At 28.1% G+C, this 12,319-nt stretch carries 8 protein-coding genes and 1 pseudogene; 7 read left to right on the top strand and 2 right to left on the bottom strand.

All coding sequences use genetic code 11. The features are described 5' to 3' along the window. The 4 genes and pseudogenes from KQY27_RS06785 to hdrA form a co-directional block, all read left to right on the top strand. Positions 1-142: pseudogene (locus KQY27_RS06785) on the top strand (photosystem reaction center subunit H); the annotation flags it as partial. 797 nt (positions 143-939) lie between these two features. Further along, positions 940-1,524, top strand: coding sequence for a ferredoxin:CoB-CoM heterodisulfide reductase subunit HdrC (gene hdrC / locus KQY27_RS06780; protein ID WP_224425818.1), 585 nt, complete (start codon positions 940-942; stop codon positions 1,522-1,524). A 101-nt stretch (positions 1,525-1,625) separates the two neighbouring features. Continuing rightward, positions 1,626-2,621 (top strand): ferredoxin:CoB-CoM heterodisulfide reductase subunit HdrB, encoded by a 996-nt coding sequence (hdrB, locus tag KQY27_RS06775; protein WP_224425817.1) that lies wholly within the window; start codon positions 1,626-1,628, stop codon positions 2,619-2,621. Positions 2,622-2,793: 172 nt separating this feature from the next. Beyond that, positions 2,794-5,124 carry a ferredoxin:CoB-CoM heterodisulfide reductase subunit HdrA gene (gene hdrA / locus KQY27_RS06770; protein WP_224425816.1) on the top strand — a complete coding sequence of 777 codons (2,331 nt, stop codon included), beginning with the start codon at positions 2,794-2,796 and terminating at the stop codon, positions 5,122-5,124. Between the two features lie 517 nt (positions 5,125-5,641). Here hdrA and KQY27_RS06765 read toward each other — a convergent pair. Next, on the bottom strand, positions 5,642-6,913 hold the full coding sequence (locus KQY27_RS06765) for a SufD family Fe-S cluster assembly protein (RefSeq protein ID WP_224425815.1): 1,272 nt from the start codon (positions 6,911-6,913) through the stop codon (positions 5,642-5,644). Then, positions 6,849-7,616 (bottom strand): Fe-S cluster assembly ATPase SufC, encoded by a 768-nt coding sequence (gene sufC / locus KQY27_RS06760; RefSeq protein ID WP_224425814.1) that lies wholly within the window; start codon positions 7,614-7,616, stop codon positions 6,849-6,851. Before sufC ends, KQY27_RS06765 begins: the two co-directional genes overlap by 65 nt. A 1,894-nt stretch (positions 7,617-9,510) precedes the next feature. Here sufC and KQY27_RS06755 point away from each other — a divergent pair. The 3 genes from KQY27_RS06755 to KQY27_RS06745 are packed head-to-tail and all read left to right on the top strand — an operon-like array spanning position 9,511 to position 12,310. Then, entirely contained in the window at positions 9,511-9,939 is a 429-nt protein-coding gene (locus KQY27_RS06755; RefSeq protein ID WP_042703076.1) for a hydrogenase iron-sulfur subunit, read from the top strand. 14 nt (positions 9,940-9,953) lie between these two features. After that, positions 9,954-10,880: a F420-non-reducing hydrogenase subunit MvhG gene (gene mvhG / locus KQY27_RS06750; protein ID WP_224425813.1), complete on the top strand. Its 927-nt coding sequence runs from the start codon at positions 9,954-9,956 to the stop codon at positions 10,878-10,880. 2 nt (positions 10,881-10,882) lie between these two features. After that, positions 10,883-12,310, top strand: a complete 1,428-nt coding sequence (locus KQY27_RS06745) for a Ni/Fe hydrogenase subunit alpha (protein ID WP_224425812.1) — start codon at positions 10,883-10,885, stop codon at positions 12,308-12,310. Positions 12,311-12,319: the final 9 nt, after the last annotated feature.

Genomic DNA, 12,319 nt, shown 5'->3' with positions numbered 1-12,319 from the left:
TGGTAAAATTGTGGATATAGCTATAAAAGTTGAAAATGGCCGCAATGTCCATGTTAAAGGTGCTAAAAGAAATGGTGATTTGTTATTAGTTCCATTTGCAAAAGTTGAAAAAGTTGGAGAATTTATTATAGTTACTGAATAAATTTTTATATTACTTTATATTACTACTTTTTTAAATATTTATTTTTTATTTATTAATTAGACATAAATAGGTATATATTTAATTTTTATATTTTTTTCATTGTTATAACATAATTATTAATATTTTACAATAATTATGGTAGATTATTAAATTAGTTATAATTATTAATAATGTATTGAATAAAAAACTATTTATATTATTAAGAACAATATATAAATATTATATTACAAATTAATTAGCACTAAATAATTATTGAAATCACTAGAAATCAATAATGATTATATAGCAATTATTTTGTTGTGAAATATTTTTTTTAACTATTAATTTTCAAATTTTTCAATATTAAAAGATTATCCATATTATTTGAATTATTTATACAATAATAATTTATTTAGCTTATAAAGATATTATTTATGTATATATAATTAAATTTTAAAAGTCAAAAGAATAAAATTAACAAAAATTAACAAATAATATTTATCATGAATACAATAATTTTATAGATAATAAAAAATATATTAATAAAGAATATTACGATAGTTATAAAATTAATTATAAAATGATTTTTTATATAAAAAATTATATAAATTTATATAAAATTGAAAATTGTTATATATAAAAATATTATATATTATACTAAAAAGATTAAAAATATACTAATAATATATACTAAAGAATACTAAAGATATACTCAATATTATTAGATGTCATTAGATATTATTAGATATTATTAAATAAAAAATGAATTAAAGATTGATAAAATCAGATTTTATAGGCCAAAAATAGAGAGGTAAAGAATGGACACTATAAAGATTGATGAAAATCCATTAGAATTAGCTCAAAAGGTTCTAAGTGATATAAAAAATTCTAAAGAAAGAGGATTACTAAAATGTGTACAATGTGGAATGTGCACATCAATGTGTCCTGGAGCTAAAAATTCTGACTATAATCCCAGAGATATGATTGAAAGAGTTCTTGAAGGAGAAGAATCAATTATTGAAGATAAAAACATTTGGAATTGTTTTTATTGTTATACTTGTCATAGCATATGTCCAGTTGGAAATAGTGCATGTGAAGTTAACCAAGTTCTCAGACAAATAGCTATCAGTAAAGGAATAGCAAATGATGAAGTAGGGCCTTTTGCTGGATTTGGGGATGTTATGATGGACTTAGGTCTTGGAGGAATTCCATACAATTTCCATGACGACCTTACAAGAGATATCGGTGAAGAATGGAAAGAGAAAAATATTCATATTGATGAAATAAGAGAAAAACTCGGACTAAAACCTTTAAAAATGCCTGATGAATCGATAAAAGAAATCAGAATTTTACTTCAAAAAACTAATCTTGATAAAAGAGTGGAGAAGATTAAAGAATACTAAATCTATCTTTATAATATTATATTTAAAATATTAGTATCTATTTGATATATTTATATAATTAATAATAACCGTAGATAATAATACTTATAGAAGGTAAACTTATGCGAAATATACCTGATAAAAATGTAATGCTTTTTAAAAGCTGTTTAGTAAGTGGTGAATATCCTGGAGTTGAATCTTCAACAAAATATGTATTTGATAAAGTTGGTATTGAATATATTGTTGATGATAGGCAGTCTTGCTGTACAGGGCTTGGACATTATTCTGATGTCTTTGATCAACTGTCTACAACAGTAATTGGAGGGCGAAATTTTAACATAGCTAAAAAAACTAATCATACCAATATAGCTATGATGTGTGCTACTTGTTATGCTATTCACAAGAAAGTAGCTAAACTATTAAATAATAATGATGAAGTTAGAGATAAAGTAAATGAAATTTATGAGGAATCTAATCTTGAAGAGATGAAATATGATGAAGGAACTATTGACTCTTCAAAAAATATATTTCATGTGGTAGAATTGTTATTTAATAAAAAAGATGAAATAGCTAAAAATGTCAAAATTGATCTTTCTGACTTTAGAATAGCTACTCACCATGCTTGTCATTATTGTAAAGTCCAATATGAAGATACTATCGAAGGGTTTAGAGACCCTAAAATATTAGATGAATTAGTAAAAAGTTGTGGGGTTGAAACTATTGGGTGGTATGACAATAAAAGAGCCACATGTGGAGCAGGGTTTAGACAAAGATTTGTTAATCGGGACCTCTCAATGAAAGTTACAGCAGACAAATTGACTGCATTAAATGATGAAAAAGTAGATATATTAGTCCATATGTGCCCTAATTGCCAAATGCAGTTTGATAGATATCAACCATTCATTGGAAAAGACTTAAATATAGATTTCAATATTTTTCACCTGAATATTGTTCAGTTAATTGCTTTTGTAATGGGGGCTGACCCTTATAAAGTAATAGGAATTCAAACACATACGGTTCCAATAGAACCGTTAATAGAAAAGGTGGAAAAAGCTTCTTCAGCAAAAACTGAAAACAAATTAGAAGAAAATTTAGCTAAACAATCAGATAAAGCATGAAAATCAATATTTGATTAATGAAATTTTTAATATTAAATTTTTTAGTAACAAAATAAATTATTATAAATGAAATTTTTTATTAAAAAAATGTTAGTAATAAAATTTAATATTTTAGTAAATATAATAAAATATAATGATTTAATTCTCAAATTAAAATTTATAAATGATTAAAATGTACAACTCAAAACCACCAATCTCTTCAAAGCCAGATTTACGTGTTGGTGTATTTATATGTAGATGTGGAGGAAATATCTCAGATATTGTAGATATTGAAAAGCTAAAAAATTCCATCAATGCAGATGTAGTTGAAGAGTTTGAAAACTTATGTTCTCTTAATGGAAGGAAGATAATTAGAGATAACATTGTTAATAAAGATCTTGATCGTGTGGTGATAGCTGCATGTTCTCCTATTACTCATGAAAAAACATTTCAAGATTATATAAAACCATTAAATCCATATTTAATGGATATGGCTAATTTAAGAGAACAATGTTCATGGATACATGATGATGTTGATAAAGCTACTGAAAAAGCAGCTACCTTAGTTAATGCATCAATAGAAAAAGTCAAACAAGCACAAGCTGTTGACCCAATCCTATGTCAAACTCCAGAAAGCGCAGCTGTTATTGGAGGAGGAATTTCAGGAATTAGTGCAGCACTTTCACTAGCTAAACAAGGAATAAAAACCTATTTAATTGAGAAAAAACCATCTATTGGTGGGAATATGGTGAAAATTGGAAAAGTTTTCTCACCAGTGAAGTTAGCTGAAGAATGTGGAATGTGTTTATTGAATCCAATAATGAATGAACTAATTTGGCATGAAAATATTGAAATAATGACTAATACTAAAGTTTTAAGCACTGAAAGAAGAGCTGGAAACTTTAATATACTTTTAGAAAGTCAACCACGTTATGTAGATGAAGAAAAATGTATTTCTTGTGGTAAATGTATTGATACTTGTCCTGTAGAAGTTCCAAATATATGGGATGATGAACTTTCTATGAGAAAAGCTATATACAAACCATTTTCACAAAGCTATCCTGATGCATATACTATAGATATGGAAAACTGTGAAAAATGTGGAAAATGTATGAAACAATGCCCTATGGGAGCAATTTATCTTAAAGGTGAAAGTGAAATAATCCCATTAAATGTTGGATCTGTTATATTAGCTACAGGTCATAAAACATTTGATCCTAATCTAAGACCAGAATATGGTTATAATAGATATGAAGATGTAATAACTCAAAGTGAACTTGGAAGAATCATGGGAGTTAATGGTCCTACTAAAGGTAAATTAAAAATGATGTCCGCTGATAAAGTTCCTCGAAGAATAGTGATGATTCAATGTGTAGGATCAAGAGATGAAAAACCAGATGGACATAAATATTGTTCAAAAGTTTGTTGTATGGTAGCTTTAAAAAATGCTAATATAATTAAACATAAATATCCTGAAACCGATGTAATAATTTGTTATACTGATATGCGTACACCTGGAATGTATGAAAAATATTATAAACATGGACAAGAAAATGGAATACGTTTAATTAGAGGAAGGCCTGGAGAAGTTAATAAAAAAGGAGATTCCCTTGTAGTCCGTGTAGAAGATACTCTTCAAAAGAAATTCACAGAAATTGAAACTGATATGGTTGTTTTATCAACAGCGATGGAACCTTCAAGTGGTAGTAAAGAAATAGCTGAAATTATGGATGTTGGTTTAACCGAAGACATGTTTATTAAAGAAACACACCCAAAAATTAAACCAGTTACTACTGATGTCAAAGGAGCTTATGTTTGTGGAACAGCACAAGGACCAAAAGATATTACAGATAGTATAGTTCAAGCAAATGCGGCTGCTTCAAAAGTAGCAGAAATAATGAATGATGGGCTTGAAATAGAACCATTCGTAGCAGAAATAGATGATGAAAAATGTAATCTATGTGAAGATTGTATCTCTATATGTAAATATAAAGCTATGTCAATTAAAGATGATAGCGTTTATATTGACCCTATGTCCTGTTCAGGATGTGGTAAATGTTTAACTGTTTGTAAACCTAGAGCTATTAATATTCATGGAAATATTGATGAAAAGATATTTGCAACTATTTCTGGAATGTTAAAAGATAAAAAAGAAGGAGAAAAAAGAATTCTTGTATTCCTTGATCAAGTAGGTTATACTGCAGCAGATAACATTGGAGTTAACAGAGTTGATTATCCCGAATCCATATATATTATTAAAGTTCACTCAGTAAACAGAGTAATGCCAAAACATATTATTTATGCTCTAGAAAATGGAGCAGATGGAGTATTTATTGGAGAATATCCTGGAGATTTGATGTATCAAGAAGTAGAAAATAAGATGAATCAAATAAGAAATGAAATAAAAAAACATGGCATGAATCCAGAAAGACTTCAATTCTCAAATGTTTACATCCCTTATTTCAGAGGCCTTGCAAACAAATTCAAAGAATTTGATGAAAAAATTGGAACTATAACTGAATAAAATAGCTATTAATGCTATTAATTAAAAAAAATAATAGTTATAAAGCAAAAAAACCAATAAACTTAGCTAACTAGATACCTAGCTATATATCTACCAAAATCCCATAATTTATTTATTAAATTTATTTTTTCTATAATTATTATTAGGATTATTATTAGGATTATTATTAGGATTAGTATTAGGGTTAGTATGGGGTTAATATTAGGATTAATTGAAAATTTATTATATAATTTAATAAAGAAACTCATGATATATTAAATAGTTTCAATAATTTAGTAGTACTTAATAGTTTTAATATTCTCAATAGTCTTAAATTTGATAGTATTTTAACTTTTTAACTTTTTAAATTTTAGCTTTTAGATTTTAGCTTTTAGATTTTTATTTCAAAAAATATTATAAAATTATAATATTATAAAAATATAAAATATAAAAATATTAAAAAAGTTTATAAAAATGTTATAATTATGGAAAAAAGTATAAAATTTTTAATAATTAAAAATAAATCTAGTTTAGAAGGTCACATTCCTTCTAAACTCATATCAATCATTCTTTTTGTTTCACTAGCTAATTCTGGTGGAAGTCCAGTTATGTCCATACTAAGAAAACCTCTAACAATCATTGAGGTAGCTTCTTCTTCAGTCAAACCTCTAGAAGTAAGATAGTATATTTCTTCTTCATCAATTTTTCCAACAGCTGCTTCGTGAGACATTTCAAGATTAGCTGCACTAGCTTCAAGTTCAGGAACTGCATAAATCAGTGAATCATCTGAAAGAACCAGGCCATGACATTCAAGATGTCCTTTAACGCCTGGAACAGTACCTGCTAAATGTCCTCTAGAGTATATTTTTGATTCATCATTTGATACAGCTCTAGAAACTACTTCTGCAGCTGAACCTTCTCCTTGTAAATAGGCTCTTGAACCAACATCAATAATAGAATCTTTTTGACCACTTTGTATACTTTGGAAAACTGCTTTGGAATTTTTACCATAACAATATGCAGTTGGATAAGATTGGATAGTTTTAACAGGGCTTGTGAGAATGTAATTATTGATATATGTAGTATCATCATCCATTTTTATTCCGGTTCTTGGTCTTACTTCTACTTGTTCTGCCCAATTATGAACCATGGTAAATGTTATTTTGGATCCTGGTTTTAAATAGAATTCTGAAACTCCTACGTGGAGTGCAGATCTAACATCATCACCTGTTGCACAGCCAGTAATTACATGAAGTTCTGAATTTTCTTCTGCTATTATTATATTATGGGCAGTTTGCATAACTGCTTCATCACCAATAAACATACATGCTTGCATTGGAAATACTTCTTTAGTACCTGGTTTAGATCGTATAAAGTATCCACTTTTGGTTCCTTCTTCATGTTCTCGAAGAGCAGTTTGTGCTGTATATTTATCTGCATCAGGAGATACAACATTCCACATATATTGATCTAACCAGTTATATTTGTCAAGTGCCATTTCAAGATTCATTAATTCAATAGATTCTGATATTGGGCTTGAATAAATATTACTTTGATCCATCTGAAGGAATGAACCTGCACGCTCATTTTCAGAAGTATCTACTCCTACTTTTAAAAGTGTGTCTTTAACATGTTTTGGAACGTCTTCGATACTATCTACAGTTTCATGTTCTTCTTTATCTTCTTTTATAAATTCTTCCATGTCAATGTCAGTTCCAATAGCTGCCTTTTTCTTTTTAGCTTTTTCAGCTTTTTGTAACACATCTTGCACATTCAACACATCCTTTAAATCCTTCTTTTCGTATATCATTTAATATTTCATCTGGATTTCCAGAACAAGCTATTTTTCCATCCATCAAAACATGAGCCATATCAGCTCCAACAAAGTTAAGTATATAACCTAGGTGAGTAATAAGTAGTCCTGATCTTTGACGTTGTCCTGGCTTTTTATCTTTATCGAGAAGCACATTTATTTCTTCAGCAAGTAATTCAACATTTTCAATGTCAACACCAGAATCTGGTTCATCAAACATAGTAAAATCTGGCTTTTGAGCAAGTAATTGAAGTATTTCAGAACGTTTAACCTCTCCTCCAGAAAATCCAAGGTTAACATCTCTTTCAAGAAAATCTTCATTAAATTTAAGCTTATTAGCAAGTAATTGCATTTCTGTAGTTAGATTTTCTTCTTTTGGATCATGTCCGCTTTCTACTTTAAGAAGATCCTTTAAATTCACTCCTCTAATAGCTGGAGGATTTTGGAAGCTAACTCCTATTCCACGTTTAACACGTTCTGTAGTATTAAGATTAGTTATATCTTCTCCTTTGAAGATTATACTTCCTCCAACAATTTTATATTTTGGAAATCCAAGAATACTCATAAATAATGTACTTTTACCACTTCCATTAGGGCCTAAAAGTACATGGGTTTCCCCTTCTTTTATGGTCAAATCAATATCTTTTAAGACACGTCTGCCATTCACTTCAACTGCCAAATCAGTTATTTCAAGTAACATCTCTCACACCTTTTCATTTACTATTTAATAAAATTTACAGCAATCTGATATTAGAATTAGTTTAATGTATTTTAATTTTTATATTTATGTTTTTCAAGTTATAAATATTTTCAATAGATTAATCTAATTTTTATTGTATAATATAGGTTTTCTAACCCTTTTTATAATTCTTTTATAATTGTTTATATATTTTTATAAATCATTTTTATAATTCTTTTTATCTTTTCTATTTTTCATAAATTTGTAACTGTTTTTGATTAATATGTTTATATTTTTACTGGAAAAAATATATTCCAAAATCAATATATTTATATAGATGGTTTGTTAAACATATTGTATAGTTAAAACTATATTACAATTAAATATATATTATAATTTTAAAATTGTTGATTTGATTATTTTATTATTTTAATATGGAATATATATTTTGTTTTTTTTTATTTCATTAAATTTTTCTTCAATGAAATAAAATAAGAAAAAATAGGAGTAATTTTATAAAATGGGAGGATATTTTTATATATGGAATATTTTTGTAGTTAAATGTGTTTATTTAAATTATTTGTATGAGATATAGGTTTATAAAGGTCTGATTTTTATTATTTTCATATTAATTTTTTTATTAATGAGAAGAATGTTATCTAATTATTTTTAGGGTAATCTTCTTCTGATTAATAAATGATTGAAGAGCTTTTTGGAAATATTTTCTTGAGTAAATGCTCTTTTTAATGTAAATTTTGTATAGATTTTGGCAATTTATGTCATGGGAGAATCTATTATTTTTACATCATTGATTTTATTAATCAAAAAAGAATGTGTGATAAAAAAAGGGTTTTCCATGATCTTTTAAAGAACTTATATGTTTTTTTTAATATGGACAAATATAGTAATATATTTTGTTTGTATAATGATGTATTCACCCCCTGATTAGATCTGTTAAGATCACATCCCTTTTTTCACACATTTTTAAATAAAATATTAAAACATTTAAACTAATTTTATAATTATTATAAATAATTATTATAATATTAATAATAATATTTAATAATAAATTTAATATATCCTTTTTAAATTTAATTGAATGTCTAATAAATAATATAAATGTACTCATTTTTATATGAATTATATTTTGATTGGACTTATAAGGATATTTGTTTCATCTAATGGAAATTATTAATTAAAATCATGTAAAATGTGTTACTAATTAAAATTTCATTATTATTATATTTATATTTTTACGTGTGACTAATTATTTTATCTCTTATCTATCTTCTTTCATCGAATATTTAATAATATTAGGAGTTTAAATTGTTTTTTTAATTATTATAACTATTATTATCATAATTTATTCTTTTTAATAGATTTTTAACAATTTATATCTTTAAATATTCTTAAAATATACTTATATTTCATTTTCATTCGTTTATTCGACTAATTTTTTGTATTATAATATTATTTTCTTGAAACGTAATATCATATATAAATCTTTCGACTTTAATCTCTAAGTAACCTTTATATTAACATCAATCTAATGTATTAACAGTACATTAATGTAACGCTGAGCTAGCTCATTGAGGTACAATTAAAAAACAATTAGAAAATATTTACAAAATTGCTAATAATTGTTATCAAATGATCTATTGGCATAGTTGGTTAGAATAGTAGATGGCTAATATGACTAATTATGGATAAAATTTGTATAATTAGTGTTTTAGCACTTCTAAATTGTTTTTTATAATGTATACATGTATATGTAATTAAAAATTTAAATACAAATTCTTAATTCTTAAATAAGATATAAAAATTCTTTTCATGAATTTAACTTAATATAGGAATTTAGATTTTAAAAATAAATTAAAAATATTTGAATTAAAAATATTAAAATGGAGGAAACTCTATGGCTGAAGATGACGTAAAAATTGTAATGTTTTGTTGCAACTGGTGTTCCTATGGTGGAGCAGATACTGCAGGTACAGCTAGGATGCAATACCCGCCTAATATTAGAGTAATTAGGGTAATGTGTTCTGGAAGAATTGAACCTCAATTTATATTGAAAGCATTCCGTGAAGGAGCAGATGGTGTAATTGTTGCAGGTTGCCACCACGGTGACTGCCATTATGACGCAGGTAACTATAAATTAGACAGAAGAATGAGATTAGTTTATAAGTTAGCTGAAGATATGGGAATCGGAAAAGAAAGAATCTATCACGATTGGATTTCTGCATCTGAAGGTGAAAAATTTGCAGAAACTGTTAAGATGATGGTAAACCGTATTAAAGAATTAGGTCCTGCACCATTGAAAGAACAGTTAGATGCTGAGGCCTAAGTGGAGGAAATAAAATGGCAGAAAAAGCAAAAATAGGAACAATGTGGCTCGGAGGATGCTCTGGTTGTCACTTATCAATTGCTGATTTTCACGAATCTTTATTAGATGTTTTAGAATTAGCTGATTTCGAATTTTCACCAGTTTTAATGGATACTAAATATGATGAAATTCCTGAAATGGATGTAGTAATTATTGAAGGTGGAATTCGTAATGAAGAAAACAGAGAATTAGCGGAAGAATTAAGAGAAAAAGCAAACTTCATCATTTGTTATGGAACTTGTTCTGCATATGGTGGAATACCTGGATTAGGTAACTTACACACTGTAGAAGACTTAGAACAAGAAGCTTATATTAATTCTCCTAGTACTGTAAATGAAGAAGGAATTATTCCTAATGAAGATGTACCAACCTTAGAAAGCAGAGTCAGACCATTAGGTGAAGCAATCGATGTAGATTTAGTTGTACCTGGTTGCCCTCCAAGATCTGATGTTGTAGCTGAAGCTGTTTTGGCTTTATTAAAAGGAGAAAATGTTGAATTACCAACTACAAATCTTTGTGATGTTTGTCCAAGAGAAAAACCACCTGAAGGTTTAGCTATGGATGTCATTAAAAGACAATTTGAAATTGGAAAACCTGAAGATGATTTATGTTTAATACCTCAAGGATTAATCTGTATGGGACCAGCTACCATATCATTATGTGGTGCAGAATGCCCATCTATAGCTATCCAATGTAGAGGTTGTTATGGACCTACTTCCAAAGTTAAAGATCAAGGTGCTAAAATGATTAGTGCTATTGCATCTGATTATGGGGTAGAAGAAGATAAAACCATAGACCCAGAACAAGTAGCTAATCAATTAGATGATATTGTTGGTACTTTCTATACCTTCACATTACCAGCTGCTTTAATACCTGCAAAAATGCAAAAAGGAGGTAAGTAAATATGGTAAAACTTACTATGGAACCTGTAACTCGTATTGAAGGACACGCAAAAATTACAGTCCAACTTGACGATGCAGGAAATGTACAAGATACAAGATTACATGTAATGGAATTTAGAGGATTTGAAAAATTCATGCAAGGACGTCCTGTTGAGGAAGCTCCTAGGATTGTCCCAAGAATTTGTGGTATTTGTGATGTACAACACCACTTAGCTGCTGCAAAAGCTGCTGATCAATGTTATGGATTTAATGATGACGATATCTTACCAGATGCTTATAAAATGAGAGAATTAATGAATTGGGGTTCATATATGCACTCCCATGCATTACACTTTTATTTCTTAGCAGCTCCTGATTTAGTTATTCCTGAAGGAACTAGAAAAACAAGAAATGTTTTCCAAGTTATTAAAGATATGCCTGAAGTAGCTTTACAAGCTATTCAAATGAGAAAAAACGGTTTAGATATTGTTAAAGCTGTTGGTGGAAGACCAATTCACCCAACTTCATCAACTCCTGGTGGAATTTCTACTGAACTCGATGCAGAAACCCAAAAAGATTTACTTGGTAAAGCTCAACAAAACGTAGAATTAGCTCAAGCAACTTTAGACTTAGCTACTCCTATATTTGAAGAAAAAATTGACTTAGTAAACTCTTTAGGTAATTTCGGCGACACTAGACATTGTGGTATAACTAAAGATGGTGTTTGGGATGTTTACAACGGTGATGTCAGAATCAAAAGTAAAGATGGTTCTAAAGTTGAATATGAATACAACAATCTCGAATACTTAGATATTGTTGCAGAACATGTAAAACCTTACTCTTGGTTAAAATTCCCTTATATTAAAGAATTAGGATACCCTGATGGTATTTACAGAGTAGCTCCATTATCAAGAATTAATGTAGCTGATAAAATGCCTGATGCAGCACCACTTGCTCAAGACAGATTCAAAGAATTCCATGACAAATTTGGATATGGTCAAGCACCATTACTCTTCCACTGGGCTAGATTAATCGAACTTTTAGCTTCAGCTGAATGTGCAGTTAGTCACTTAGAAGGTGATTTATCTGGTAAAAAATTCCCAGATGCAATTGAAAGAGTAGCTGGTGAAGGTGCAGGTATTGTAGAAGCTCCTCGTGGAACTTTAATACACCATTATAAAACTGATGATGATGGTTTAATGACTAATGTTAACATTGTTGTTGCAACCATACAAAACAACCCAGCTATGGAAATGGGTATTCAAAAAGTAGCTAAAGACTATATTAAACCAGGTGTTGAAGTAGATGATAGTATTTTCAACTTAATGGAAATGGTTATCAGAGCATACGACCCATGTTTATCCTGCGCTACTCACTCAATGGATAGTCAAATGAGATTAGCTACTGTAGAAGTTTATGATAGTGAAGGCAATTTAATTAAAAAAGTCTAAATAGGAGTG

This window comes from Methanobrevibacter sp. TMH8 (genome assembly GCF_020148105.1).
GTDB lineage: Archaea > Methanobacteriota > Methanobacteria > Methanobacteriales > Methanobacteriaceae > Methanobinarius.
This window is presented reverse-complemented; position numbering and strand designations above follow the sequence as displayed.

Excerpts from the sequence above, each read along its gene's own strand:
- hdrC (WP_224425818.1), top strand. The coding sequence starts at position 940 with ATGGACACTATAAAGATTGATGAAAATCCATTAGAATTAGCTCAAAAG.
- hdrB (WP_224425817.1), top strand. The coding sequence starts at position 1,626 with ATGCGAAATATACCTGATAAAAATGTAATGCTTTTTAAAAGCTGTTTA.
- hdrA (WP_224425816.1), top strand. The coding sequence starts at position 2,794 with ATGTACAACTCAAAACCACCAATCTCTTCAAAGCCAGATTTACGTGTT.
- KQY27_RS06765 (WP_224425815.1), bottom strand. The coding sequence starts at position 6,913 with ATGATATACGAAAAGAAGGATTTAAAGGATGTGTTGAATGTGCAAGAT.
- sufC (WP_224425814.1), bottom strand. The coding sequence starts at position 7,616 with ATGTTACTTGAAATAACTGATTTGGCAGTTGAAGTGAATGGCAGACGT.
- KQY27_RS06755 (WP_042703076.1), top strand. The coding sequence starts at position 9,511 with ATGGCTGAAGATGACGTAAAAATTGTAATGTTTTGTTGCAACTGGTGT.
- mvhG (WP_224425813.1), top strand. The coding sequence starts at position 9,954 with ATGGCAGAAAAAGCAAAAATAGGAACAATGTGGCTCGGAGGATGCTCT.
- KQY27_RS06745 (WP_224425812.1), top strand. The coding sequence starts at position 10,883 with ATGGTAAAACTTACTATGGAACCTGTAACTCGTATTGAAGGACACGCA.